The organism is Streptomyces sp. T39 (genome assembly GCF_008042045.1).
Classification (GTDB): Bacteria; Actinomycetota; Actinomycetes; order Streptomycetales; family Streptomycetaceae; genus Streptomyces.
The window spans coordinates 2,479,471-2,505,191 of the sequence record NZ_RDBP01000012.1; the positions used below are offsets into that span (position 1 = coordinate 2,479,471).

Annotated in this window: 24 protein-coding genes, 2 tRNA genes and 1 pseudogene; 17 read left to right on the forward strand and 10 right to left on the reverse strand. The window is 72.5% G+C overall.

Annotated features, from left to right (window positions below):
- Positions 1-82 precede the first annotated feature (82 nt).
- The 3 genes and pseudogenes from EAO77_RS12340 to EAO77_RS12350 all read left to right on the forward strand — a co-directional run.
- A pseudogene (locus EAO77_RS12340) lies at positions 83-1,123 on the forward strand (AIM24 family protein); the annotation flags it as partial.
- Between the two features lie 13 nt (positions 1,124-1,136).
- Positions 1,137-1,817, forward strand: coding sequence for an AIM24 family protein (locus EAO77_RS12345; protein WP_147988043.1), 681 nt, complete (start codon positions 1,137-1,139; stop codon positions 1,815-1,817).
- Between the two features lie 19 nt (positions 1,818-1,836).
- On the forward strand, positions 1,837-2,592 hold the full coding sequence (locus tag EAO77_RS12350; RefSeq protein WP_147988044.1) for an AIM24 family protein: 756 nt from the start codon (positions 1,837-1,839) through the stop codon (positions 2,590-2,592).
- Positions 2,593-2,688: 96 nt separating this feature from the next.
- Here EAO77_RS12350 and EAO77_RS12355 read toward each other — a convergent pair whose 3' ends face one another.
- Both EAO77_RS12355 and EAO77_RS12360 read right to left on the reverse strand, forming a co-directional pair.
- Complete coding sequence (locus EAO77_RS12355; protein WP_147988045.1) at positions 2,689-3,222, reverse strand: NUDIX hydrolase; 534 nt, start codon at positions 3,220-3,222, stop codon at positions 2,689-2,691.
- Positions 3,219-4,706, reverse strand: a complete 1,488-nt coding sequence (locus tag EAO77_RS12360; RefSeq protein ID WP_147988046.1) for a zinc-dependent metalloprotease — start codon at positions 4,704-4,706, stop codon at positions 3,219-3,221. The genes EAO77_RS12355 and EAO77_RS12360 overlap by 4 nt, the downstream gene beginning before the upstream one ends.
- A 216-nt stretch (positions 4,707-4,922) precedes the next feature.
- Here EAO77_RS12360 and EAO77_RS12365 point away from each other — a divergent pair, with 216 nt between their 5' ends.
- The 4 genes from EAO77_RS12365 (at position 4,923) to EAO77_RS12375 (ending at position 8,146) form a co-directional block, all read left to right on the forward strand.
- Positions 4,923-6,035, forward strand: a complete 1,113-nt coding sequence (locus EAO77_RS12365) for an SDR family oxidoreductase (protein ID WP_147988047.1) — start codon at positions 4,923-4,925, stop codon at positions 6,033-6,035.
- A 116-nt stretch (positions 6,036-6,151) separates the two neighbouring features.
- On the forward strand, positions 6,152-6,610 hold the full coding sequence (locus tag EAO77_RS12370; protein ID WP_147988048.1) for a molybdenum cofactor biosynthesis protein MoaE: 459 nt from the start codon (positions 6,152-6,154) through the stop codon (positions 6,608-6,610).
- Positions 6,611-6,799: 189 nt separating this feature from the next.
- The gene (locus EAO77_RS38585) at positions 6,800-6,976 is read left to right on the forward strand and encodes a hypothetical protein (protein ID WP_187283196.1); all 177 of its coding nucleotides are present in this window, start codon (positions 6,800-6,802) and stop codon (positions 6,974-6,976) included.
- Between the two features lie 81 nt (positions 6,977-7,057).
- On the forward strand, positions 7,058-8,146 hold the full coding sequence (locus EAO77_RS12375) for a PDZ domain-containing protein (protein WP_147988049.1): 1,089 nt from the start codon (positions 7,058-7,060) through the stop codon (positions 8,144-8,146).
- A 124-nt stretch (positions 8,147-8,270) separates the two neighbouring features.
- Here the strand turns inward: EAO77_RS12375 and EAO77_RS12380 are convergent, their stop codons facing one another.
- A complete protein-coding gene (locus EAO77_RS12380) occupies positions 8,271-8,849 on the reverse strand; it encodes a PPA1309 family protein (RefSeq protein WP_147988050.1) in 579 nt (192 codons plus the stop codon).
- Positions 8,850-8,986: 137 nt separating this feature from the next.
- Here EAO77_RS12380 and EAO77_RS12385 point away from each other — a divergent pair, with 137 nt between their 5' ends.
- From EAO77_RS12385 to EAO77_RS12400, 4 genes are all read left to right on the forward strand, one after another.
- Entirely contained in the window at positions 8,987-11,875 is a 2,889-nt protein-coding gene (locus EAO77_RS12385; RefSeq protein WP_187283264.1) for a UPF0182 family protein, read from the forward strand.
- 101 nt (positions 11,876-11,976) lie between these two features.
- Positions 11,977-12,050: transfer RNA gene (locus tag EAO77_RS12390), tRNA-Met, on the forward strand.
- A 229-nt stretch (positions 12,051-12,279) separates the two neighbouring features.
- Complete coding sequence (locus tag EAO77_RS12395) at positions 12,280-14,361, forward strand: tetratricopeptide repeat protein (RefSeq protein WP_147988051.1); 2,082 nt, start codon at positions 12,280-12,282, stop codon at positions 14,359-14,361.
- A gap of 102 nt (positions 14,362-14,463) precedes the next feature.
- Positions 14,464-14,537: transfer RNA gene (locus EAO77_RS12400), tRNA-Met, on the forward strand.
- Between the two features lie 146 nt (positions 14,538-14,683).
- Here the strand turns inward: EAO77_RS12400 and EAO77_RS12405 are convergent.
- Positions 14,684-15,100: a Fur family transcriptional regulator gene (locus EAO77_RS12405; protein WP_147988052.1), complete on the reverse strand. Its 417-nt coding sequence runs from the start codon at positions 15,098-15,100 to the stop codon at positions 14,684-14,686.
- A 159-nt stretch (positions 15,101-15,259) separates the two neighbouring features.
- Here EAO77_RS12405 and EAO77_RS12410 point away from each other — a divergent pair, with 159 nt between their 5' ends.
- Entirely contained in the window at positions 15,260-16,711 is a 1,452-nt protein-coding gene (locus EAO77_RS12410) for a catalase (RefSeq protein ID WP_147988053.1), read from the forward strand.
- 72 nt (positions 16,712-16,783) lie between these two features.
- On the opposite strand, the gene EAO77_RS12415 is transcribed toward EAO77_RS12410, so the two are convergent.
- Both EAO77_RS12415 and hisN read right to left on the reverse strand, forming a co-directional pair.
- Positions 16,784-17,182 carry a cyclic nucleotide-binding/CBS domain-containing protein gene (locus EAO77_RS12415; protein ID WP_147988054.1) on the reverse strand — a complete coding sequence of 133 codons (399 nt, stop codon included), beginning with the start codon at positions 17,180-17,182 and terminating at the stop codon, positions 16,784-16,786.
- 188 nt (positions 17,183-17,370) lie between these two features.
- Positions 17,371-18,171, reverse strand: a complete 801-nt coding sequence (gene hisN, locus EAO77_RS12420; RefSeq protein WP_147988055.1) for a histidinol-phosphatase — start codon at positions 18,169-18,171, stop codon at positions 17,371-17,373.
- Between the two features lie 166 nt (positions 18,172-18,337).
- On the opposite strand from hisN, the gene EAO77_RS12425 reads away from it, so the two are divergent.
- A complete protein-coding gene (locus tag EAO77_RS12425; RefSeq protein ID WP_147988056.1) occupies positions 18,338-18,979 on the forward strand; it encodes a TetR/AcrR family transcriptional regulator in 642 nt (213 codons plus the stop codon).
- A gap of 217 nt (positions 18,980-19,196) precedes the next feature.
- Here the strand turns inward: EAO77_RS12425 and EAO77_RS12430 are convergent, their stop codons facing one another.
- From EAO77_RS12430 to EAO77_RS12445, 4 genes are all read right to left on the reverse strand, one after another.
- Positions 19,197-19,520 (reverse strand): DMT family transporter, encoded by a 324-nt coding sequence (locus tag EAO77_RS12430; RefSeq protein ID WP_147988057.1) that lies wholly within the window; start codon positions 19,518-19,520, stop codon positions 19,197-19,199.
- Between the two features lie 93 nt (positions 19,521-19,613).
- Positions 19,614-20,627 (reverse strand): ribosome small subunit-dependent GTPase A, encoded by a 1,014-nt coding sequence (rsgA, locus tag EAO77_RS12435; RefSeq protein ID WP_147988058.1) that lies wholly within the window; start codon positions 20,625-20,627, stop codon positions 19,614-19,616.
- Between the two features lie 4 nt (positions 20,628-20,631).
- Positions 20,632-21,969, reverse strand: coding sequence for a 3-phosphoshikimate 1-carboxyvinyltransferase (aroA, locus tag EAO77_RS12440; RefSeq protein WP_147988059.1), 1,338 nt, complete (start codon positions 21,967-21,969; stop codon positions 20,632-20,634).
- A gap of 185 nt (positions 21,970-22,154) precedes the next feature.
- On the reverse strand, positions 22,155-22,883 hold the full coding sequence (locus tag EAO77_RS12445) for a M50 family metallopeptidase (protein ID WP_147988060.1): 729 nt from the start codon (positions 22,881-22,883) through the stop codon (positions 22,155-22,157).
- 50 nt (positions 22,884-22,933) lie between these two features.
- Here EAO77_RS12445 and EAO77_RS12450 point away from each other — a divergent pair, with 50 nt between their 5' ends.
- From EAO77_RS12450 to rsrA, 4 genes are all read left to right on the forward strand, one after another.
- Entirely contained in the window at positions 22,934-23,749 is an 816-nt protein-coding gene (locus tag EAO77_RS12450) for an SOS response-associated peptidase (RefSeq protein ID WP_147988061.1), read from the forward strand.
- A gap of 74 nt (positions 23,750-23,823) precedes the next feature.
- Entirely contained in the window at positions 23,824-24,441 is a 618-nt protein-coding gene (locus EAO77_RS12455) for an alpha/beta family hydrolase (protein WP_147989096.1), read from the forward strand.
- 262 nt (positions 24,442-24,703) lie between these two features.
- The gene (locus tag EAO77_RS12460) at positions 24,704-25,369 is read left to right on the forward strand and encodes a sigma-70 family RNA polymerase sigma factor (RefSeq protein ID WP_187283197.1); all 666 of its coding nucleotides are present in this window, start codon (positions 24,704-24,706) and stop codon (positions 25,367-25,369) included.
- Positions 25,366-25,662 (forward strand): mycothiol system anti-sigma-R factor, encoded by a 297-nt coding sequence (gene rsrA, locus EAO77_RS12465; protein ID WP_147988063.1) that lies wholly within the window; start codon positions 25,366-25,368, stop codon positions 25,660-25,662. Before EAO77_RS12460 ends, rsrA begins: the two co-directional genes overlap by 4 nt.
- Positions 25,663-25,721 lie beyond the last annotated feature (59 nt).

A 25,721-nucleotide genomic window follows, 5' to 3' on the forward strand; every position in this document is an offset into this window, starting at 1 on the left:
CGTTCTCCGCGGAGACGCAGATGCCGTCGCCCTGGAGCTCGATCTGGTGCAGGTGGGAGCCCTCCTCGGCGAGGAAGACCTGGCCCCGGCCGCCCCGCAGGCCCCGCAGCCCGCACCGGGGTTCGGCGCACCCGCGGCCCCGCAGGCGCCTGCGTCCCATGCGCCCGCGCCCGCTCCTGCGCCGGGTCCGCAGATCCATGCCGCGCCCACGATGGCCGCCCCGCTGGCGCCGCCCGCGCCGTCCCCCTACGGACAGCCGCCGCAGCCGCCGCAGTTCGGTCAGGTCCCGGGCCAGCCGCCCGGCCAGATCCCGGGTCAGACCCCGCCGCACGGCGCGCCGTACGGCCAGCCGCCGCAGGCCCCCTACGGTCAGCAGCCCCCGGCGCCCTACGGCCAGCAGCCCTCCGGCATGCCTCCGGGCGGGATGCCGCAGGGCGTCCCCCAGGGCGCACCGCAGGCCGGCGCCGGACTCCAGGCGGCCCTCCAGGCGTACCGCGAGACGCCCACCGGCCAGCGGTGGACGCCGCAGAACCAGCAGCTCATGCGGGTCGACCTGACCATGGGCGGTTCGGGCGTGCTGGCCCGTCAGGGCAGCATGGTGATGTACCAGGGCAAGGTCGAATTCGGCTACAAGGGCGCCGGCTTCGCGGGCCGTATCGTCGGCAACGCCACGGGCCAGGAGATGCAGCTGATGCGCTGCACCGGCCGGGGCCAGGTCTTCCTCGCCGAGGAGGGCTCCCACCTGCACCAGATCGAGCTCCAGGGCGACGGCATCTGCGTCTCCGCGGAGAACGTCCTGGCCTTCGACGAGTCGCTCCAGTACGAGGTCCGGCGCATCGAGGGCCACGGCATCCCCGGCGGCGCGCTGTTCACGATGCTGTTCCACGGCACCGGCACCGTCGTCGTCAAGACCCACGGTGTGCCCGTGGTCCTGCCCGTCACGCCCACCACCTTCGCCGACTGCAACGCTGTCGTCGCCTGGTCGGCTGCCTCGCAGGTCATCCTCTCCAGCCAGGTCAGGCTGCGCCGCAACGCGTACCCCGGCCACAGCGGCGAGACCGTGAACCTCCAGTTCCGGGGCGCTCCCGGCAACTTCATCGTCGTCCAGCCCTACGAGGTCTGAGGGAGCCCGAAGAATGAACCAGCAACTCGCGGGCTACGCCCCGACCCCCGTGGCCGCCCGTATGGAGAACCACGGCCGCACCATGCTGAAGGTCGCCATGGCCACCGGCCAGGACCTCTACGCGCGCACCGGTTCGATGGTCGCCTACGAGGGCTTCGTGCAGTACGAGCCCAACCCGCCGGCCGTCCGCCAGGTCGCCTCCCAGTGGGTCACCGGCGAGGGCGCGCCCATCATGAAGTGCTCCGGCGACGGTCTGCTCTACCTCGCCGACTACGGCGCCGACGTCGTCGTCATCAACCTCGACAACGACTCCCTCTCGGTGAACGGCACCAACCTCCTCGCCTTCGACGCCCATCTCCAGTGGGGCGTCGAGAAGGTCAAGGGTCTGGCCAAGTTCGCCGGCCAGGGCCTGTGGAACGTCGAGATCGCCGGTACCGGCTGGGTCGCCCTGACCTCGCGCGGCACCCCGATCGTCGTCGACTGCGGCCGCGGCGAGGACGAGACCTACGTCGACCCGGACGCCCTCGTGGCCTGGTCCCCGAACCTCAAGGTGAAGGGCAAGCGCAGCTTCAAGGCCTCCTCCCTGATCGGGCGGGGCAGCGGAGAGGCGTACCAGATGGCCTTCTCCGGCCAGGGCATCGTCGTCGTACAGCCGAGCGAGGACAGCACCGACCGCCTGCGCGTCCGGGGCTGAGGGGGAGCGGGAACAGATCATGCAGAGTTCGCTTTTCAGCCACGGGGAACAGCAGTCCCAGGAGCGGTACGTCGTCCAGAACCCGCAGCTGCTGCGGGTGGCGCTCACCGGCCATGACGACGTCCTCGCCCGCAAGGGCGCGATGGTGGCGTACCAGGGGCTGATCGACTTCGACGGCGAGTACCGGACGAGCAGCCAGCGCCGGGCCCGCGCCAACACCGGCGAGGGCCTCGACCTGATGCGCTGCTCGGGCCAGGGCACCGTCTACTTCGCCAACCTCGCGCAGTACGTCCATGTCGTCGACGTGGACCAGGAGGGCATGACGGTCGACAGCGCCTACGTCCTGGCGCTCGACTCCGCGCTGCACACCGAGGTCATCGCGGTGGACAGCCAGTACGGCATCTCGGGCTCCGGCAAGTACCAGCTCAACATCTCCGGCCGGGGCAAGGTCGCGCTGATGACCTCGGGCCAGCCGCTGATGATGCACGTCACCCCGGACAAATACGTCAACGTCGACTCGGACGCGATCGTCGCCTGGTCCTCGGGCCTGCGGGTGCAGATGCAGGCGCAGACCCATTCCTCGAACGTGCGCCGCCGCCGCGGCAGCACCGGAGAGGGCTGGGAGCTGAGCTTCCTCGGACAGGGCTTCGCACTGGTGCAGCCCAGCGAGGTCATGCCGCCGCAGCACGCCGACCTCGGCCAGGGCGCCCGCGCCCAGTTCGGTGTCGGCCAGCACGGCGCCCACGCCCAGAACCAGAACAACGCCTGGAACTGACGGCCCGACCAACGGTCCGGCAGCATGCACAGGGGCGGTCGCCCGGCGACCGCCCCTGCCGCATGTTCCCGGGGCGGACCACGTCCGCCCCCCGGGTCACAGCGCTGCCCGTGTCCGTTCCAGCAGCCGCACGACGGACGCGTCGGCCACGCCCGGCACCTCGTCCCAGGCGAACCAGCGCAGGTCGAGGGACTCCTCGCTGATGGCCTCCACGGCACCGGCGGGCGCCAGCGCCGCGTACTGCACGTCCAGGTGCCGGTGGCAGGGCGGCGGAATGGGGTGGCGGTCCAGGGTGACGGGACCGCCCGGCAGCAGCGTCAGGCCCGCGATGCCCGACTCCTCCGTCGCCTCGCGCAGCGCGGCGGCGGCGAGCGAGCGGTCCCCCGGTTCGCAGTGGCCGCCCATCTGGAGCCACATGCCGAGCTTCCTGTGCAGCGTCAGCAGCACCTTCCCGCGCTCCGGGTCGACGACCAGCGCGCTGGCCGTCAGGTGCCCCGCGCCACAGGACTTCCACATGCCGTCCGGGTGCGCGGCGAGGTGGTCGAGATAGGCGTCCCGCAGCGTGCTCTGCTCGTCATCGCGGCCCCGGTACTCCTTCAGCACCAGGACCGCGTCGTCGTGGAGACTCACCGGCCTGCGTCGCCCTTGCCCTCGTCCTCGCCGCCGGGGCGGTCCTTCCCTTCGCCGCCGCCGCCGTCCGCGGTGTCCTCGGCGGACGCGCCGCCGTCCGCGGCCGGAGCGTCCTTGGGCGCCGCCGCCTCGCCGAGCATCTTGTCGAGCTCCGAGAAGTCGAGCTGCTCGCGGTGCACGAAACCGTCGGGGTCGTCGAGATCGGTCGCCGTCGGCAGCATGTCGGGGTGCTCCCACAGGGCGTCCCGGCCGTCGACACCGCGCGCGTCCGTGAGCGAGGCCCACAGCCGCGAGGCGTCCCGGAGCCGGCGCGGGCGCAGCTGCAGACCGATCAGGGTCGCGAACGTCTGCTCCGCGGGGCCGCCGGACGCCCGGCGCCTGCGCAGGGTCTCCCGCAGCGCGCCCGCCGAGGTGAGGCGGTTCGACGCGGCGGCGTGGACCACGGCGTCGACCCAGCCCTCGACCAGCGCGAGAGCCGTCTCCAGACGGGCCAGGGCAGCCTTCTGCTCCGGCGTGTCCTCCGGCTGGAACATGCCCTGCTGAAGGGCTTCCTGCAGCTGCTCGGGGTGGGTCGGGTCGAACTGGCCGACCACGTCCTCCAGCTTGGAGGTGTCGACCTTGATGCCCCGCGCGTATCCCTCGACGGCGCCGAAGAGGTGGGAGCGCAGCCACGGCACATGGGCGAAGAGCCGCTGGTGGGCTGCCTCGCGCAGGGCGAGGTAGAGACGAACCTCCTCCTTGGGCACCCCCAGGTCCTTGCCGAGCGCCTCGACGTTCAGCGGGAGGAGGGCCGCCTTGCCGGCCGGGCCGAGCGGCAGGCCGATGTCGGTCGAGCCGACCACCTCGCCCGCCAGCACGCCCACGGCCTGGCCGATCTGCTGGCCGAACATCGCGCCGCCCATGGAGCGCATCATCCCGAGCAGCGGGCCCGCCATGGCCTGCATCTCCTCGGGCAGCACGTCGCCCATGGCGACGCCGACCCGCTCGGCGACCGGGTCGACCAACTGCTGCCACGCGGGCAGGGTCGCCTCGACCCACTCCGCGCGGCTCCAGGCCARGGCGGTGCTCGCGCCCGACGGGAGCGAGGTCACCCCGTCCAGCCACAGGTCGGCCAGGCGCACGGCCTCCTCGACCGCGGTGCGGTCGACGGGGGAGACGCTGCTGTCCTTGGTGCCGTCGGCCGTGCCCTGGGCCACGGTCTGGCGGGCGATCTGCTTGGCCATGTCCCAGTTCACCGGGCCGCCCTCGTAGCTCAGCATCTGGCCGAGCTGCTGGAAGGCGGCGCCCAGGTCGTTCGGGTTCAGCGACCCGAACATGGCGGCGAAGGGGTTGTCCCCGCCCTCGCCGCCGAAACCGAAGCCGAACGGGTTGGCCGGGGACCCGCCGGAGCCCTGGCCACCTCCGCCGGGATTCCTCTTCTTGCCCTCGTCGCCGTTCTCCGGCTCCTCCGGCGGAAGGCCGAATCCGAATGGGGTGTCACTCACGGGTTTCCTCGGCTCGTAGGGCCGTCGGCTGACTGCCGACGGCGACTGCCCGACAACACCACCCAGCCTAAGCGGCCGGGCGGCCGTCGGCTGAGGACATCGAGGCGGCTTGCGGCCTCGGTGCCCCGCCCGCAGGCGGCCTGCGGCAGGATGGGCGTCACCTGGTGCGTATGCGTCATGCGCTTGCGTACTGAAGACAACCGCTGGAGACGCCTGGTGAGTTCCCCAGATCCGCAGGTTCGCGCAGCGCGAAACCACTCGACCCCGCCCGGGGGCCGCGGCCCCGTGGTCGCCGTCACAGGCGCCGCCACGGGCGTCGGCGACCTGCTCACACGCCGGCTCGCCGCGTCGGACGAGGTCAGGCAGGTGCTCGCGATCGACGAGCGCAGGGGCGAGGTTCCCGAGGCGCACTGGCACGTCCTGGACGTGCGCGACCCGGCCATCGCCGAGAAGCTGCGCGGCGCCGACGTCGTCGTCCATCTCGCGCTCGACCTGGACCTGGAGTCGGACGCCGCGGCGCGCACCGCCTACAACGTCCGCGGCACGCAGACGGTCCTGACCGCGGCCGCCGCGGCCGGTGTGCACCGGGTCGTCCTGTGCACGTCGGCCATGGTCTACGGGGCGCTGGCCGACAACGACGTCCCGCTGTCCGAGGACGCCGAGCTCAAGGCCACCGCCGAGGCGACCGGGGTCGGCGACCTGCTGGAGATCGAGCGCCTGGCGCGCCGGGCGCCCCGCGCCCACCCGGGCCTGAACGTCACGGTGGTCCGGCCCGCCGTACTGGTCGGCGGCACGGACACCGCGCTGACCAGGTACTTCGAGTCGCCCCGGCTGCTGGTGGTCGCCGGCTCCCGGCCCACCTGGCAGTTCTGCCACGTCGACGACCTGGTGACGGCGCTGGAGTACGCGGCGCTGGAGAAGGTCGAGGGCGAGTTGGCGGTCGGCTGCGACGGCTGGCTGGAGCAGGAGGAGGTCGAGGAGCTCAGCGGGATCCGGCGGATGGAGCTGCCCTCAGCCGTCGCCCTCGGAGCCGCGGCCCGGCTGCACCGGATCGGCCTCACCCCGTCACCGGCCGGGGACCTCGCGTACACGATGCACCCCTGGGTGGTGAGCGTGAGCCGGCTGCACGACGCGGGCTGGCGCCCGCAGTGGACGAACGAGGAGGTGCTCGCCGCGCTGCTGGAGGAGGTCGAGGGCCGGCACACGGTCGCGGGCCGCCGGCTGGGCCGCAAGGACGCCACGGCCGCCGGTGCGGCGGGCGCGACCGTCGCCCTGCTGGGCACGGCCGCGCTGGTCCGGCGTGCCCGCAAAGCGCGCCGCAGGATCTGAGGGACGGGCGCGGCCCCGCGCGGGGCCGCGCCGCTGTAGGAGAGTCCAAGGCGTCGGACGGCGAACCGTCGGACGGTCCATTGGGCGACGCCCCCGGCGTACGGCACGATGGGGCCATGGCACGCACGTACGACCACCCCGGTGAGCAGGCGGCGCAGGACCCGGTGCGGCTGATCGCGATCCGCGACACGCCGCTCTCCGTCGACGAGGTCTTCGCCGCGGTCGGCGACGACGCGGCGGGCGGCACCGCGCTCTTCGTCGGCACCGTCCGCGACCACGACGGCGGCGCGGACGTCGCCGACCTCGGCTACTCCTGTCATCCGAGCGCGGAAGCCGTCATGCGCGCCATCGCCGAGAAGGTGGCGGCGGAGTACCCCGTCCGGGCGCTCGCCGCCGTCCACCGTGTGGGTGACCTCGCGGTCGGGGACCTGGCCGTGGTGGTCGCCGTGTCGTGCCCCCACCGGGGCGAGGCGTTCGAGGCGTGCCGGAAGCTGATCGACGACCTCAAGCACGAGGCCCCCATCTGGAAGCACCAGCGCTTCTCCGACGGTTCCGAGGAGTGGGTCGGCGCGTAGCGCCCCCGGGCCGCCGGCCCGCCGCTGACGGCGCGTCCGCCCGTTCGGGCGGATCGTCGCCGCCGAAACCCGCCCGGACCCCTTCCGCCCCGATTTGCGTAACCCCACCCCTGCCGTGAGCGTTGTTCTCGCAGATGACTAATCTGCTGATCACTCAGTCGCTTTCGCTCATGGGGTAGGGAGGTCGCGATGGCAGTTCTGGCCTGGTTGCTGATTCCGCTGTTCGCTGCTGTCGGTGCTGCGATATGGGCGAGCTGGGCGTCGCGCAACCGCACCAGCGGGGACGTCGCCGAGCTCGCGGGATACGCGCGTTTCCGCGACGCCATGGAGAAGGCGGCCTCCGGTACGGACGCCGTGCGGAACTGACCCGCCGGCCCCGCCGGCGGACGGCCCCGGACGGACCGGCCCCGGCAGTGCTCGCACAGGCTCGTCCCGTACTGTCGTTCCATGCCACGCCGCACCGCGACGATGCTCGCCTCCACCCTCGTCTTCATCGCGCTGCTGTGCGCGGGTGTGTTCTTCAAGGTCCCCTACGCGGAGATGTCCCCGGGTCCCACGGTGAACACCCTGGGCGCCGCCGACGGCGAGCCGGTGCTGCAGATCTCCGGCCGCAGGACGTACCCCGCCACCGGTCACCTCAACATGACGACCGTCAGGGTGACCGGCGCGGACTACCGGATGAACCTCTTCGAGGCGATGTACGGCTGGCTGGCCCACGACAACGTGGTCGTCCCGCACGACACCCTCTACCCGGACGGCAAGACCGAGGAGGAGTCCACCCAGGAGAACGCCGAGGAGTTCAGCCAGTCCCAGGAGAGCGCCAAGGTCGCCGCCCTGCGCGAGCTGGACATCCCGGTGAAGTCCCGTGTGGTCGTCGCCACCGTCGTCAAGGACTCGCCCGCCGAGGGCACCCTGCACGCGGGCGACGTGATCCGTGCCGTGGACGGCACCCCGATCGAGAAGCCGGGCGACGTGGCCGACCTGGTGGTGAAGCACAAGCCGGGGGAGAAGGTCGTCTTCACCATCGTCCCGGCCCCCGACGCCGCCGCCGCCGAGAAGGCGGGCAAGGAGCCGGAGGGCACCGAGGAGGTCACCGTCACCACGGTGAAGGCCCCGGACGACGGCCGCGCGATCGTGGGCATCGCGGCGGGCACGGACCACACCTTCCCGTTCACGATCGACATCCACCTCGCCGACGTCGGCGGCCCGAGTGCCGGTCTGATGTTCGCCCTGGGCATCGTCGACAAGCTGACCCCCGGGAACCTGACGGGCGGGAAGTTCGTCGCGGGCACCGGGACCATCGACGACGCCGGCAAGGTCGGTCCGATCGGCGGCATCGAGATGAAGCTCGTCGGCGCGCGGAACGCGGGAGCCGAGTACTTCCTCACTCCCGGCGACAACTGCGCCACGGCGGCGTCCGACATCCCCGACGGGCTGAAGCTGGTCAAGGTCGAGACGATCGACGACGCCACCGACTCGCTGGAGAAGATCCGCGCGGGCAGGACGGCGGGCCTGCCGAGCTGCTCGACGGGCTGACCCCCCGCACCCTCCGCCCGGCACCGCCCGGACACGCACGAGGCGCCCCCGGACCACCGTCCGCGGGCGCCTCGGCGCGTCACGCTCCCGGACCACCGTCCCGGAGCGTGACGCGTCCTGTCCGTCAGTCCTCGAACGTCGCCGCCAGCGCCTCGGCGAGACCGGGGACGAGCCCCGCCCCCGTGAGCACCTCCGTCGGCGAGTCCTTCTCGCGCAGGCGCAGCGCCGACTCCCGGCTGCCGTCCCGCAGCACCGCCACCGTCATCCGGACCTCCTGGCGGTCCGGGTGCGAGGCGACCCAGTCGGCCAGCGCCGCGTCGTCCAGGCCCTGGGGAACGGACTGCTCCGCGGACGAGGGGAGCATCAGGCGCTCCACGGTGAGCGCGCACCCGGCCACCGCCTCGGGCCAGGCGACCGTGCCGAGGAACTCGTCCAGGGCGGTGCCCGCGGGGATCTCGTCCTGCTCGATCGGCGTCAGGGCCGCCGCGGAGTCGCCCTCGTCGAGGCCGAGCTGGGCGGCGAGGGAGGGCTCCTGGGTACGCAGCCGAGCGGTGTCGACCAGGGCGAAGAGACGGGCGGGCTGGTCCCAGCCGATGCCCGAGGCGTACTCGTCGATCTCGAGCACGGCGCGGGTGAGCGGGCTCGCGGCCATGGGCGCCGGGGGCGGCTGGTTGTCGGGGGTCGGTGCTGAAGCGTTGGACATGGCCAATATCCTGCCTCCTTCCTGCCCCGCTGCGGGAACTAGGTAAAGCCTCGGTAAGTTGCATGAGTGGGGCTCTACGATCGCGGGGCCCGTTCCACACGACCGCGAACTTCGAGGTGCGCACGTTGGCTTTCCAGATGCCGGACCGCGGCGGAGGCCCGACCGGGCCACGGATCAGAGTGGGCCGGCCGTCCCGGCGTGTCCGCACCCTGCTCATGACACTGGGCGTCCTGGCCGCGCTGGCCATGGTGTTCGTCATGTTCGCCGGGTTCTGGACGGACTGGCTGTGGTACCGCTCGGTCAGGTACTCCTCCGTCTTCACGACCACCCTGTGGACCAAGATCGGACTGTTCGCCGTCTTCGGCCTGCTCATGGCAGCGGCCGTCGGGCTGAACATCTGGCTGGCGCACCGGCTGCGGCCGCCGCTCAGCGCGATGTCGCTGGAGCAGCAGAGCCTCGACCGGTACCGCATGGGCATCGCCCCGTACAAGAAGTGGGTCCTCCTCGGGGTCACCGCGCTCGTCGGGCTGATCGCCGGTGCCTCCGCGACCAGCCAGTGGCGCACCTGGCTCATGTGGGTCAACGGCGTGCCCTTCGGCGAGAAGGACCCGCAGTTCGGCATGGACGTGGCGTTCTACGCCTTCGACCTGCCGTGGTACCGCTTCCTGCTCGGCTTCGGTTTCGCGGCCGTGGTGCTCTCCCTCATCGCCGCCGCGGTGACCCACTACCTGTACGGCGGGCTGCGCATCACCAGCCCCGGCGCGCGGGCCACCGGTGCCGCGACCGGCCATCTGTCGGTGCTGCTCGGCATCTTCGTGGCGCTCAAGGCCGTCGCGTACTGGCTCGACCGGTACGGGCTCGCCGTGAAGTCCAGTGACTTCAAGGCGACCAGCAACTGGACGGGTCTGCGGTACGTCGACGCCAACGCCTACCTGCCGGCGAAGACGATCCTCTTCTGCATCGCCATCATCTGCGCGGTGCTGTTCTTCGCCACGCTGTGGCGCCGCACCTGGCAGCTGCCGGTGATCGGTTTCGGCCTGATGGTCCTGTCGGCCATCCTGATCGGCGGCCTGTACCCGGCCATCGTCCAGAAGTTCCAGGTCCAGCCCAACGAGCAGGCCAAGGAAGCGCAGTACATCCAGAAGAACATCGAGGCCACCCGCAAGGCGTACGGCATCGACGGGGTCAAGCCGACCGACTACACGGGCCGGGGCGAGATCAAGGACGCCGAGTCGCAGCGTGCCCAGGCGGACGCGGCCGCGAGCTACCGGATCAACGACCCCAACATCGTCTCGCCCACGTTCCAGCAGCTGGAGCAGGAGCGGAAGTACTACCAGTTCCCCGCGACGCTGGACGTCGACCGGTACAACGGCCAGGACACCGTCATCGGTCTGCGTGAGCTGAACCTCCAGGGCGTCGACAAGCGCAACTGGATCAACGACCACTTCACCTACACCCACGGGTACGGTGCGGTCGCGGCCAAGGGCACGGAGACGGCCAAGGGCACCTCGGGCGCCCCGGAGTTCACCGAGTCCGGCCTGCCGTCGAAGGGCAGCCTCGGCGACTACGAGCAGCGGATCTACTACGGCGAGAAGACCACGCAGTACTCGATCGTCGGCGGGCCCCAGAAGGAGCTCGACTACGAGAAGGACGGCGGCGGCCAGGTCACCACGAGCTACGAGGGCAAGGGCGGCATCGACCTCTCCAGCCCGCTCAACCGCGCCGCCTACGCGGTCTCCTTCAGCGAGCCGCAGATCCTCTACTCGGGAGCCATCGGCGAGGGCTCGCAGATCCTCTACAACCGCACGCCCAAGGAGCGCGTCGAGGCGGTGGCCCCCTGGCTGACGATCGACGGCGACGCCTATCCGGCGGTCGTGGGCAAGCGGATCCAGTGGGTCATCGACGCCTACACGACCACCAACGGCTACCCGTACGCCTCGCGGACCACGCTCGGCGACACCACCGCGGACTCGCTGACCGACCGGCAGCGCGCGGTCGTCGCCCAGCAGAACCAGGTCAACTACATCCGGAATTCGGTGAAGGCCACCGTCGACGCCTACGACGGCACCGTCACCCTCTACGAGTGGGACGAGAACGACCCGGTCCTGAAGACCTGGAAGAAGGCCTTCCCCGGCACGGTCAAGGACAAGGGCGACATCCCGGCCGAGCTGAAGGCCCATCTGCGGTACCCGCAGGACATGTTCAAGGTCCAGCGCGAGCTGTTGAGCCTCTACCACGTCACCGAGCCCGCGCCGTTCTACAACGCGAGTGACGCCTGGCAGGTCCCGAACGACCCGACCAAGTCGGACAACAACGCGGTCCCGCCGTACTACCTGTCGATGAAACTGCCCGGCCAGACCGAGCAGCAGTTCTCGCTGACGACGACGTTCACCCCCAGTGGACGGCCGAACCTGCGGGCCTTCATGGCGGTCGACGCGGACGCCAACAGCAAGGACTACGGCAAGATCAGACTGATGCGGGTCACCGACGACAAGGTCGACGGACCCGAACAGATCCAGAGCCGGCTCAACCGCCACGACCCGATCGCCAACTTCGTCCGGGACCTCAAGGGCGCCGACTCGACGATCAAGTACGGCAACCTGCTGACCGTCCCGCTGGACAGCGGTTTCCTGTACGTCGAGCCCATCTACGCCCAGGGCCGCGGCTCGGAGTACCCGCTGTTGAGCAAGGTGGCGGTGGTCTACGGCCAGAAGATCGGCTTCGCCAACGATCTCGGCGGCGCGCTCTCCCAGGTGTTCGGTGAGGCGGGCGCCGACGAGGGCACCACACCGCCCGCCGATCCCGACGAGCCGCCGGCGGATCCCGACGAGCCGCCCGTCACCGGCGACGCGGCCCTGAAGGACGCCATCGCCGACGCGCAGAAGGCCTACGCGGACGGCGAGGAGGCCATCAAGAAGGGCGACTGGACGGCCTACGGCAAGGCCCAGGACGACCTCCAGGACGCGCTGCAGCGGGCCGCCGACGCCGAGGCCGGGCTGAAGGAAGAGGCACCGCAGACCGAGTGAGCCCGCACCCGGGCCGTCTCCGGGCCGCGCACGCCGCCCCGGAGACGAACCCGGGGTGGACGGACCCCCTCCCGCACCGTGATACTGTGAGATCACAACGACGCGGGGTGGAGCAGCTCGGTAGCTCGCTGGGCTCATAACCCAGAGGTCGCAGGTTCAAATCCTGTCCCCGCTACTGAAAAGAAGAGGGCCCGGATCCTTGAAGGATCCGGGCCCTCTTCGTGCTGTGCCGGTGCGGCGGCCCGACTCCTTCGAGGGCAAGGTGTCCCGAAGTGCGTGCCGGACGACGCGAGTTGGCGCCGACCGTGTTTGACTTGTCTCTCTGTGGGCATGTCGACAAAACGCTGAAGTGACCTCACTGGCTGCGGTATACCAGGTGTACGCGGGTTGCGGGTGGTGCGACGATGGAATTTATGGGGGACAGGGCAACTCTGTTGGAGACAGGGCGGTTTGTGCAGCCGCATTCCGGCAATGCGGCGGACGCGATGCAGGGGCTCGACGGCGTCGAGCCGGGCATCGGCCGCAACGACGGCACCGCCGACGCCGAGGAGACCGCCGGCGCCGAGGCGCGCCACCGCGGTGCCGCCGACGGGGGCGACACGGCGTCGATGAGCATGCTCGGCGCCATGCTGCTGCGCCGGGGCGACCTGGACGGAGCCGAGCCGTACCTGCGCGGCGCCACCGCGGACGGCGACCGGGCCGCGGCCAACAACCTGGGCGTGCTGCTGCACCAGCGCGGCTACGCCGACGAGGCCGCGGGCTGGTGGCGTATCGCCGCCGTGGCCGGTTCGGCGGCCGCGGCGCACGCACTCGGGCGGCACTTCCGTGAGCGCGGTGACGAGCCCGCCGCCGAGTACTGGCTGCGCCAGTCCGCCGAGCAGGGCCATGCCCTGGGCGCCTACGCCCTGGCGGATCTGCTGGAGCACCGCGGCGACGCGGGGGCCGAGCGCTGGCTGCGCACCGCGGCCGAGCAGGGCCACCGGGAGGCGGCCTACCGGTTGGCGCGGGCCCTGGAGGGCCGCGCCGCCGACGAGTGCCGCCCGGCGGCCGACACCCTGGGTGAGACCTCGCGTGCCGTCCCGGAGCCCGGTGCCGGGCGGGACGCGGGCGTCGTCGCCCGCGGCCGCGCGGGTCCCGGCTCCGGCGGGCCCCGTACCGGCCGGGGCGCGGCCCCGGACGCCGGCGGCCCCCGTGCCGCCTCCCCGGGCCCCGAGCGCGGGGCCGCTGCCCGGCGCGACGGGCGGACGGCACAGGACGCCGGAACCGGCGCCGGCGGTCTTCTCGACGAGGCCGCGCAGTGGTACCGGCAGGCCGCCGCCCGCGGTCACCGGCGTGCCGCTCTGCACCTCGGGGCCATTCTGGAGAAGCGCGGGGAGCTCAAGGAGGCCGGACGCTGGTACCTCACGGCGGCCAGGGACGGTGAGCCGCGCGCCGCGTGCGCGCTGGGCTTCCTGCTGCGGGACGCCGGTGACGAGGAGAGCGCCGCCGTCTGGTGGCTGCGCGCCGCCCAGGACGGCGACGGCAACGCCGCCAACGCCCTCGGCGCCCTGCACGCCGCCCGGGGCGAGCAGCAGACCGCCGAGCGCTGGTACCGGGCCGCGATGGACGCGGGCGACGTGAACGGCGCCTACAACCTCGGGCTGCTGTGCGCGGCCCAGGACCGTACGCCCCAGGCGGAGCAGTGGTACCGGCGTGCCGCCTACGCGGGGCACCGGGAGGCCGCCAACGCTCTCGCCGTCCTGCTGCTCCAGGCCGGCGACCCCGTCGGGGCCGAGCCCTGGTTCTCCAAGGCGGCCGAGGCGGGCAGCGTGGACGCCGCGTTCAACCTCGGCATCCTCCACGTCGGCCGCGACGACGACCGCACGGCGCTGACCTGGTACGAGCGGGCGGCGGCCGCGGGGCACACCGAGGCGGCGCTCCAGGTGGGCATCGCCCGCCTCCGGGACGGCGACGAGCACGAGGCGGAGCGGTATCTGCGGTGTGCGGCCGGCGGCGGCAGCGCGGAGGCGGCGTTCCGTCTCGCCACGGTGCTCGACGCGCGGCAGCCGCCGCCCGGCCCGCCGGCCCTCGGCGAGCCGCGGGCGGAGAAGACCGAGTGCGAGGAGTGGTACGAGCGGGCCGCCGAGCAGGGGCACCGGCGTGCCCAGGTCCGGGTCGGCATGCTGGCCGCCGCACGCGGCGAAATGGACGACGCGGCCCGCTGGTACCGGGAGGCGGCCGAGTCCGGCAGCCGCAGCGGCGCCTTCAACCTCGGGCTGCTGCTCGCCCGCGAGGGCAGTGAGCGGGAGGCCTCGCTGTGGTGGACGCGCGCGGCCCGTGCCGGCCACGGCAGGGCGGCCCTGCGGCTGGCCCTGCTCGCCGCCCGCCGGGGCGAGCTGGCGGAGGGGCAGCGCTGGTGCGCGAAGGCCGTGGAACTGGGGCCCGACGAGGTGGCCGAACGCGCCGCGAAGCTGCGCGAAGCGCTGCTCCAGGAGCTGACGGCTTAGGGGCCCATCGCCCGGCCCGGGCGGCCCGCCGGGTGGGCCCGCCAGGGCCCTCGGAGGGGATTTGCGCTGGTCGACGGGGTGCCGTAAGGTTGTGTTCACCGACGCGGGGTGGAGCAGCTCGGTAGCTCGCTGGGCTCATAACCCAGAGGTCGCAGGTTCAAATCCTGTCCCCGCTACTGAAACCGAAGGCCCGGATCCTCAAAGGATCCGGGCCTTCGGCGTGTCCGGGCCGGTCCGCGCGCAGGGCGGCCGCCGGGCGTGAGGGCTCGTGCGAAGGCCCCGGGCACCGCCATGGGTGCCCGGGGCCTTCGCATGCTCTGTCCTACGCGGCCGCGCAACTGGGGCAGGTGCCCCGGTAGGTGACCTCGACGTCCGAGATGGTGAAGCCGAAGCGCTCCGAGTCGGGCAGGTCGGCCAGCGGATTGCCCGCCGGGTGGACGTCCCGGATGGCGCCGCATCCGGCGCACACCAGGTGCTGGTGCGGGCGGTGGGCATTGGGGTCGTAGCGCTTGGCGCGGCGGTCGGTCGACACCTCGAGCACCTCGCCGAGGCCGACCAGTTCGCCGAGCGTGTTGTAGACCGTGGCCCGGGAGATCTCGGGCAGCCGCTCCACGGCGCGTGCGTGGACCTCGTCGGCCGTCAGATGGACGTGCTCGCCGTCGAGGACCTCGGCCACGACGCGCCGCTGGGCGGTCATGCGCCAGCCGCGTCCGCGCAGTCGTTCCAACAGGTCGCTCATGAGGACAGCGTAACAGCGCCTCCACTCAATCCTGAACATGTGTGACTTTGGATGTCTGATTGACTTGGACAAAGTCCATTGTAGGATCGAGTTCGAGCACACGGCGTGGACAGGCGGCGGGTGCGGACGACGACGCAGTACAGGACGCAGGAGGCGCACGTGACGCAGGGACCGCTCACCACCGAGGCCGGAGCCCCGGTCGCCGACAACCAGAACAGCGAGACCGCGGGTGTCGGCGGGCCGGTCCTCGTCCAGGACCAGCTCCTGCTGGAGAAGCTCGCCCACTTCAACCGGGAGCGCATCCCGGAGCGCGTGGTCCACGCCCGCGGCGCCGGCGCCTACGGCACCTTCACGGTCACCGCCGACGTGACGCGCTACACCCGGGCGAAGTTCCTCTCCGAGGTGGGCAAGGAGACCGAGACCTTCCTGCGCTTCTCCACCGTCGCGGGCAACCTCGGCTCGGCCGACGCGGTGCGCGACCCCCGCGGCTGGGCGCTGAAGTTCTACACCGAGGAGGGCAACTACGACCTCGTCGGCAACAACACCCCGGTGTTCTTCATCAGGGACGCCATCAAGTTCCCGGACTTCATCCACACCCAGAAGCGCGACCCGTACACGGGCAGCCAGGAGGCGGACAACGTCTGGGACTTCTGGGGCCTGAGCCCCGAGTCGACCCACCAGGTCACCTGGCTCTTCGGCGACCGCGGCATCCCCGCCTCCTACCGCCACATGGACGGCTTCGGCTCGCACACGTTCCAGTGGAACAACGAGGCCGGCGAGGTCTTCTGGGTCAAGTACCACTTCAAGACCGACCAGGGCATCAAGAACCTCACGCAGGACGAGGCCGACCGGCTCGCCGGCCAGGACCCCGACTCCCACCAGCGCGACCTGCGGGAATCCATCGAGCGCGGCGACTTCCCGAGCTGGACCGTCTACGTCCAGATCATGCCCGCGGCCGACGCGGCGGCGTACCGCTTCAACCCGTTCGACCTCACCAAGGTGTGGCCGCACGCCGACTACCCGCGCATCGAGATCGGCAGGCTGGAGCTCAACCGCAACCCGGAGAACGTCTTCGCCGAGGTCGAGCAGTCGGTCTTCAGCCCGGCGCACTTCGTGCCCGGCATCGGCCCGTCCCCGGACAAGATGCTCCAGGGCCGGCTGTTCGCCTACGGCGACGCCCACCGCTACCGCGTCGGCATCAACGCCGACCACCTGCCGGTGAACCGTCCCCACGCCACCGAGGCGCGGACGCACAGCCGGGACGGCTTCCTCTACGACGGCCGCCACAAGGGCGCGAAGAACTACGAGCCCAACAGCTTCGGCGGCCCGTTCCAGACGGACCGTCCGCTGTGGGCCGGCACCGCGGTGACCGGTGTCACCGGCGATCACGCGGCCGCGGTGCACGCCGAGGACGACGACTTCGTCCAGGCCGGGAACCTCTACCGGCTGATGTCCGAGGACGAGAAGGACCGTCTGATCGGCAACCTCGCGGGCTTCATCGCCAAGGTGTCCCGCGACGACATCGCCGAGCGCGCGATCGGCAACTTCCGTCAGGCGGACGCGGACTTCGGCAAGCGGCTGGAGGCCGCGGTCCAGGCCCTGCGCGGCTGACCCGCCTGCCGTAGGGCCGAGGCCGGACCCCTGTCCACCGGGGGTCCGGCCTCGGTGTGTCCGGGTGCCTGCTCAGCCCACGACGGTCCCGGCGGGGCGCCTGGCGGGCACCCAGCAGCGGATGATGTCGCGGACGGAGACGATGCCCACCGGGCCGCCCCGGTCCGTCACGATGAGATGGCGGAAACCGCCGTGCGTCATGGCCTCGGCCGCCTCCTCCAGGGTCCAGGTCGGCGCGGCGAAGACGACGTCGGTGGTGGTGTGGGCTCCGGCGGTCTCCAGATCGGGGTTCTGGCCCGCGCCGATCGCGTTGAGGATGTCCCGTTCGGTGAGGATCCCGAGACTCGAATCGCCGTCGAGGACGACGGCTGCTCCGACGCGGCGCGCGGCCATCAGGCCGGCCGCCTGCCGGAGTGTGTGGGCGGGTCCGATGGTGAGGACCACCGTGCTCATGGCGTCACGGACGAGCATGGACTTGAGCCACCTCCTTCGTGACCGGATCTCCGCTGGAGAACCGATTCACAAGTTCACAAGTGGGGGAGCTCTCAGAGTCCCAGTCCGCGGCGAAGGCGGCAAGAGGGCGTGCGGAACCGGTCTCTGACGCATCGTGAAGCCGCTGGTGACAGGGCCGGGCGCGGTCGAAACCGCCCGTGCGGACGTCAGCGGCGCCGGTTCAGATGACCGAGGAGCTCCCGGTGGAGCAGTCCGTTGGAGGCCGCGGCGTTCCCGCTGTGCGGGCCGGGGGTGCCGTCGAGCCCGGTGTACAGGCCGCCCGCCTCCTCGACGACGATCGCGGGAGCCGCCATGTCCCACAGGGACAGCTCGGGCTCCGCGCAGATGTCGACCGAACCCTCGGCGACCATCATGTACGACCAGAAGTCGCCGTAGCCCCGGGTGCGCCAGCACGCGCGGGTCAGGTCGAGGAACCCGTCCAGCCGCCCCTGCTCCTCCCAGCCGCTCAGCGAGGAGTAGGCGAAGGAGGCGTCCTGCAGGCGCTCCACCTTCGACACTTGCAGCCGGGTCGCGGCCGACAGGCTGCGGCCGGTGTACGCGCCCGACCCCTTCGCCGCCCACCACCGGCGGCCCAGCGCCGGGGCGGACACCACGCCCATCACCGGGTGGAAGCCGCCCTCGCCCGCCTCCATGAGGGAGATCAGGGTGGCCCACACCGGTACGCCGCGCACGTAGTTCTTGGTGCCGTCGATCGGGTCGACGACCCAGCGCCGCGGGCCCGTGCCCTCGATGCCGTACTCCTCGCCCAGGATGGCGTCCCGTGGCCGTGCCCGCTGCAACTGGCCGCGGATCAGTTCCTCGGCGGCCTTGTCCGCCTCGCTCACCGGGGTCATGTCCGGCTTGGTCTCGACCTTGAGGTCGAGCGCCTTGAAGCGCTCCATGGTGACGGCGTCGGCGGCGTCCGCGAGGACATGGGCGAGGCGCAGATCATCGTGGTAGTCGGGCATGACGTCACTCTATCGGTGCCGATCACGGCCCCGGCCGGACGGCGCGGGGCGCGGGGCGCCGGATCCCTTGACAGGTGCGGTGGGCGCGCCAACTCTGGCCGCAGAGGCCGCCCTTGCGGCGGGAGCGAGCGCCCGGCGCGGCCGGGTGAGGCCCCGGGAGGCGCCCATGCCCGCAGCACGCGAGGCCCTGCTCGACGCCGCGCTCGCGGCTCTGCGGGCACGGCCCTGGTCCGGTGTGCGGATGGTGGAGGTCGCCGCGTCGGCGGGAGTCTCCCGGCAGACCCTCCACAACGAGTTCGGCGGCAAGGACGGACTCGCCCGTGCCCTGGTGCGGCGTGAGGTGGAGGACTTCCTCCGGGGCGCGGGGAGGCTGTTCGCCGAGTGCTGCGAGGGCGAGGGCGGGGGCGGCGGCGAGGGCGCGGGTGGCGGGGGCGACGGCGTCGAACGGTGCGTGCGGCTCGCGCAGTGGACCGTCGAGCGGGTGACGGATCGCCCGCTGCTGCGCGCCCTGCTCACCGGCTGCTGGGGCGAGCGCGTGCCGCTGCCGCGGGCGTCCCGGGGACCGGGTCCCGGACGGCTGCCGGTGGACGCCGGACCGCCCGCTCCGGCGGAACTGCTGGCGGCTCTGCGCACGCGGCTCGGTGCGGTGCCGGCGGCACGCGCGCCGGCGGCACCGGGCGGACTGCCGCCGCACGCCTACGAGCTGGCCGTCCGCCTGGCCGTGTCCCACGTGCTCGCGCCGGCGGACGAGGGGGTGCCCGCTCTGGTCCGCTCCGCCCTCGGGGCGGTGGGCCGTCCGGCCCGGTGAGGTCCCGCCCGGTGGGTGGGGGGCGTGGTGCGGTGCGCGGGACGCCGTTGTCCGGCCGTGGGTGTGGGGGCGGACGGGTGGGCGCGGCCCCGTACTGCGCACAGTGCCCTCGTCCGTGCGGGCCGGGTCGCCCGGGGTGCCAAGCGCCGGACAGGCCGGTCGCCCGGGGTGTCAGGCGCCGGACGGGCGCCGGGACGTCCGGGCCGGGGCGCCCGGGTCAGTGGGCCGAGCCGGAGAGCTGGAGGCCGATGACGCCGACGATGACCAGGCAGATCGAGACGATCTTCAGCGCGGAGACCAGGTCGCCGAGGAAGACCATCCCGTAGATCGCCGTTCCCGCGGCCCCGATACCGGTCCACACCGCGTACGCGGGACCGACGTCCAGCTTGCGGAGCGCGAGGGTCAGCAGACCGAAGCTGCCGAGCGCGAAGATCGAGAACGCGACCGTCGGCCAGAGCCGGGTGAACCCGTGCGAGAGCTTGAGGCAGACGGCGAAGCCCGTCTCGAGGAATCCGGCGACCACCACCAGCAGCCACGCCATTGGTCCAGGGCCTCCCGAGCTCGGTGACTGCTGCGTCTGACTCGGTGCGATTATGCCCTTACCGGGCGCTTCCGGGCGTATCCGCCCCGCGCGTCAGTCGCCTTCTCGCCGTTCCCTGGTCGCCAGCAGCCGCCGCAGCGAGTACAGCCGCGCCGGGTCCGCGTGCCCCTCGGCCACCCACGCGTCCAGCGCGCAGTCCTGCTCGTCGTGCGAACAGGCACGCGGGCAGCCCTCCGTACCGGGCACCAGGTCCGGGAAGGCGTTGATCACGCGGGAGGGGTCGACGTGGTGCAGACCGAACGAGCGCACGCCGGGGGTGTCGATCACCCAGCCGCCGTCCTCGGCCGCGAGCGGCAGCGCCAGCGCCGAGGTGGTGGTGTGCCGGCCGCGGCCGGTCACCGCGTTCACATGGCCGGTGATGCGCCGCCGCTCCTTCGGCACCAGCGCGTTGACGAGCGTCGTCTTGCCCACCCCGGAGTGCCCGACGAAGGCCGTGGTGCGGCCGACCAGGTGTTCGCGCACCCGCTCGGCGGCCAGTCCGTCGACGAACTCCTCGCGGGTGGTGACCACGTACGGCACGCCCAGCGCGCCGTACATCTCCAGCAGTTCGTCCGGGGACGCCAGGTCCGATTTGGTCAGCACCAGGAGGGGCTCCAGGCCGCCGTCGAAGGCCGCGACGAGACAGCGGTCGATCAGCCGCGGGCGGGGCTCGGGGTCGGCCAGGGCCGTGACGATCGCCAGCTGGTCGGCGTTGGCGACGACCACCCGCTCGAAGGGGTCGTCGTCGTCGGCCGTGCGCCGCAGCACCGACGCGCGCTCCCTGATCCGCACGATCCGCGCCAGGGTGTCCTTGTCGCCCGACAGATCGCCGACGATGCCGACCCGGTCGCCGACGACCGCAGCCTTGCGGCCCAGTTCGCGCGCCTTCATCGCCGTGATCACCCGGTCGCCGACCAGGCAGGTGAGCCGGCCCCGGTCCACGGTGAGGACCATGCCCTCGGTCGCGTCCTCGTGCTTGGGGCGGATGCTCGTGCGCGGCCGGTTGCCCTTCCGGTTCGGGCGCGAGCGGATGTCGTCCTCGTCGGTGTTCTTGCCGTAGCGGCGCATGACGTCAGACCCCGAGCATTTCGGCCCACATCTGCGGGAAGTCGGGCAAGGTCTTGGCGGTGGTCTCCACGTTCTCGATCCGGACGTCCGGCACCACCAGTCCGATCACCGAGCCCGCGGTGGCCATCCGGTGGTCGTCGTAGGTGCGGAAGACACCGCCGTGCAGCGGACGGGGCCTGATGTGCAGGCCGTCCGCGGTCTCGGTGACGTCGCCGCCGAGCTCGTTGATCTCCTTGGTGAGCGCGGCCAGCCGGTCCGTCTCGTGCATCCGCAGGTGCGCCACCCCGCGGAGGGTGGAGGGGGAGTCGGCGAGCGCGGCGACGGCGGCGATGCCGGGCGTCAGCTCGCCCACCTCGCTCAGGTCCACGTCGATGCCGTGGACCCGCCCGCTGCCGGTGAAGACCAGGGCGGTGCCGTCCGGGGTCGTGGTCAGCTCGCAGGAGCCACCCATCTCGGTGAAGATCCGCCGCAGCGCGTCACCGGGCTGGGTGGTCCGCTCCGGCCAGTCGGGGATGGTGACCCGGCCGCCGGTGACCAGCGCCGCGGCCAGGAACGGCTGGGCGTTGGAGAGGTCCGGCTCGATGGTCAGGTCGCGGCCGAGCAGCGCGCTGTGCGCCACCCGCCACACGTTCGGCTCGCCGCCCGTCTCCGGCTCGTCGACCTGGGCGCCGACGGCGCGCAGCATGTCGACGGTCATCCGGATGTGCGGCATCGACGGCAGCACCGATCCCACGTGCCGCACCTCGACGCCCTGGTTGAAGCGCGGGGCGGAGAGCAGCAGGGCCGACACGAACTGGGACGAGGAGGAGGCGTCGATGCGGACGCCGCCGCCGTCCAGCGCGCCGCCGCCGTGCACCGTCAGGGGGAGCGCCCCGCGGTCGTCGTCGTCGATCCGGGCGCCGAGGGTGCGCAGCGCGCCGATCACGCCGCCGAGCGGGCGCTCGTAGGACCGGGGGTCGCCGTCGAAGCGGATGGGGCCGTCGGCGAGCGCGGCGACCGGCGGCAGGAAGCGCATCACCGTGCCGGCGTTGCCGACGTCCACGGTGGCGGGTCCGTGCAGCCCGGCCGGGATGACCCGCCAGGCCTCGCCCTTGCCGCCGGTGGTGCTGGAGGAGACGGTCTCCTCGATGCCGACGCCCATCGCCTGGAGGGCCGCCGACATCAGCAGGGTGTCGCGGGAGCGCAGCGGGCGGCGCAGCCAGCCGGGTTCGGCGGCGAGGGAGGCGAGCACGAGGGCCCTGTTGGTCACCGATTTCGATCCGGGCACGGTGACCGTCGCGTCGACGGGTCCGCCCGCTCGGGGGGCGGGCCACAGGACGGGGTGCACGGAGCTTTCGGTCATGGCCATCACTTTAGTGGCTCGGCACGATCCCACCCCGGCGCCGGAACGGTCACCCGCTGCCGGAACCGGTCACCCCGGTGCCGCGACCTCTCGTCCCGCCGGCTTCCGTGCCCTCTGCCGGCCTCCGCGGCCACCCGGCCCGCCGTCCGGACCGGGGCGCGGGCCCGCCGGGCCCCGCGGGAGGTCTACAGGCCGAGCAGCCAGCGCCCGCCGCCGATCAGGCAGCAGAACGAGACCAGGTGGAAGAAGCCCAGCCAGACCGCCGCCGGCACATGGGTCAGGCGGGCGAGCTGGTCCGCGTCGGAGTCGGGCGCCCCGCCGTGGCGGCGCTTCGACTGGAGCTCGAACACCGGACGCACGCCGCCCAGCAGCATGAACCACACGGCCGTGTAGGCGAACAGGGACTGCACGTCCGGCCCCGTCAGCCAGGACACCAGCACGAACGCGGCGCCGGTCAGGGTCACCGTCAGCAGACCGTAGGCGTTGCGGACCATGACCAGCAGCGCCAGCAGCAGCGCCGTCGCCACCCAGAGCAGCAGGGTGATGTGGTGCGCCGCCAGCAGCCACGCGCCGCCGAGCCCGAGCAGCGGCGCCGCCGTGTAGCCGGCCGCGGCGGTGAGGACCATGCCGAGGCCGGTCGGCTTCCCGCGGCTGACCGTGAGGCCGCTGGTGTCCGAGTGGAGCCTGATGCCCTGGAGCGAGCGTCCCGTGAGCAGGGCCACCAGCCCGTGGCCGCCCTCGTGCGCGATGGTGACGGCGTTGCGGGTCAGCCGCCACGGCGGGCCGGGCAGCACCGCGGCGAGCGCCACCAGGCCGGTGACGGCGACGAGCCAGACCTCGGGGCCGGACTGGGTGCCGGTGAGGCGGTCCCACAGGTCGCCGAGCGGGGCCGTGGCGGTGTGTGTCGTGACCATTTCGCGGGCGGCTCCCTCGTACGGCGTATCGAAGTGGCAGTGTGGCACTTATGTGCGGACGGTATGCAGCGAGTCGGCGGCCCGAGGACCTGACGGGCCTGTTCCAGGTCGAGAAGTGGGAGCCCGAGGAGGCCCTGGCCCCCGACTGGAACGTCGCCCCGACCAAGGAGGTCTACGCGATCCTGGAACGTCCTGTGAAGGACGCGGCCGACCGCCGCCCGGTTCGCCAGATGCGGGTGCTGAAGTGGGGCCTCGTGCCGTCCTGGGCCAAGACGCCCGAGGGCGGCGCCCGGCTGATCAACGCCCGTGCGGAGACGGTGCACGAGAAGCCGTCGTTCCGCAGGCCGTTCCTCTCCCGGCGCTGCATCCTGCCGGCCGACGGCTACTACGAATGGGTCACCGGCACCGGCGAGCGCGAACTGGAGGTCGAGGGACGCAGGAAGCGGCCGCGCAAGCAGCCGTACTTCGTCACCCCCGCCGACGGGTCGGTCTTCGCCATGGCCGGTCTCTACGAGTTCTGGCGCGACCGCACCCTGCCCGACGACCACCCCCGGGCCTGGTGGGTGACCTGCTCGGTGATCACCACCGAGGCGGAGACGGGCCCGCTGGGCGTGGCCCCCGCCGAGGGACCGGGATCGCTGGCCGACATCCACCCGAGGATGCCGCTGATGCTGACGCCGGACACCTGGGACGCCTGGCTGGACCCGGCCCGCACCGACCCGGAGGAGCTGCGGCGGCTGCTCGCCCCGCCGCCGGAGGGCCTGATGCGGGCCTACCCGGTGACCACCGCGGTCAGCAATGTGCGCAACAACGGTCCGGAGCTGCTGGAGGAGCTGGCCGGTCCCGAGGAGCCGGTGCTGTTCTGACACGCCGTCCGCCCGGGGCGCCTGCCTAAGCGACGCGCCCCGGACGCGAGGATGGGGGCGTGAGTCGTACGCAGATGGTCGCAACGGACGCCGGCGAGGCCCGCGTCACCTGGTTCACGGCACGGGACGCGCGCCTGGTGCTGGCGCTCGGACACGGGGCGGGCGGCGGGATCGGCGCGCGGGACCTGGCGGCGATCGCCGCCGCGCTCCCCGCGCACGGCGTCACCGTCGCCCTCGTGGAACAGCCCTGGCGGGTGGCCGGCAAGAAGGTGGCCCCCGCGCCGAAGACCCTCGACGCCGGCTGGCACGGGGTGTGGCCGCTGCTGACGGAGGCCGGTCCGCCGGTCGTCGCGGGCGGCCGCAGCGCGGGGGCGCGCGTCGCCTGCCGCACGGCCACCGCGCTCGGCGCGGCCGGCGTGCTCGCGCTCTCCTTCCCGCTGCACCCGCCGGGCCGGCCCGAGAAGTCCCGGGCGGCGGAGCTGCTCGGGGCCGGCGTGCCGACCCTGGTGGTGCAGGGCGGCAACGATCCGTTCGGGCGGCCGGAGGAGTTCCCCGACGGGCCCTGGGAACTGGTGGAGGCCCCGCACGCGGACCACGGCTTCGCGGTGCCCGGACGGTCGGGGACCACCGAGGAGCAGACGCTGGCGACGATCACCGGCGCCGTGGTGCGGTGGACCGGCGCGCTGGGCTGACGGGCCGGGAATGCGCCGTGGTGCCCTGCTGTTGAGCCGGATGTCAGAGACGAATTCGGAGTAGGGAGCCCACCCCATGGGAACGACCTTCTGCCCGGCAGCCGGCCGCGCCTCAGGGCTGGACTGGACGGTGCTGTCACAGGGTGGGACCGGGGCCGTTCCCGCGGCGGGCGGCACGGGTGAGCAGGCCCCGAAGAGGCAAGGTCGACTATTCTCCGATGCGAGCGGGTCCGCTTTCGGCCCCGCCACAGCGTTGGAGGAGGTGGGTCCGGTCACTGGGACCGACGCGGGGACCGACGACGGCCGGGCGGAGCAGTCCGAGGAGACGGCGGCGGAGCGCAACGCCCGTTTCGAGCGCGACGCCCTCGGCTTTCTCGACCAGATGTACTCGGCGGCGCTGCGCATGACGCGCAACCCGGCCGACGCCGAGGATCTTGTGCAGGAGACGTACGCGAAGGCGTACGGCTCGTTCCATCAGTTCCGCGAGGGCACCAACCTCAAGGCGTGGATGTACCGCATCCTCACCAACACCTTCATCAACTCGTACCGCAAGAAGCAGCGCGAACCCCAGCGCAGCGCGGCGGAGGAGATCGAGGACTGGCAGCTCGCACGCGCCGAGTCGCACATGTCGACCGGCCTGCGCTCCGCCGAGTCCCAGGCTCTCGACCACCTGCCGGACTCCGACGTCAAGGCGGCCCTCCAGGCGATTCCGGAGGAGTTCCGCATCGCGGTCTATCTCGCCGACGTCGAGGGCTTTGCGTACAAGGAGATCGCGGACATCATGGGGACACCCATCGGTACGGTGATGTCCCGCCTGCACCGCGGCCGCCGCCAGCTGCGCGGCATGCTGGAGGACTACGCCCGCGAGCGCGGACTGGTCCCGGCCGGTGCGGGGGAGTCGAACGACGCGAAAGGCTCGGGCTCATGAGCTGCGGAGAGCCGCACGAGACGGACTGCTCTGAGGTCCTGGACCATCTCTACGAGTTCCTCGACCACGAGATGCCCGACAGCGACTGCACCAAGTTCGAGGTGCACTTCGAGGAGTGCTCCCCGTGCCTGGAGAAGTACGGTCTCGAGCAGGCGGTGAAGAAGCTGGTCAAGCGGTGCTGCGGCCAGGACGACGTGCCCGCCGATCTGCGCGCCAAGGTGATGGGGCGGATCGACCTGATCCGCTCCGGCCAGACGGTGCCCGACCAGGACGTGGCCACCGCACAGGAGTGACCGCCCGGCCCGCGGACGGCCGGCACGGCGAGGGCGCGGACCACACGGTCCGCGCCCTC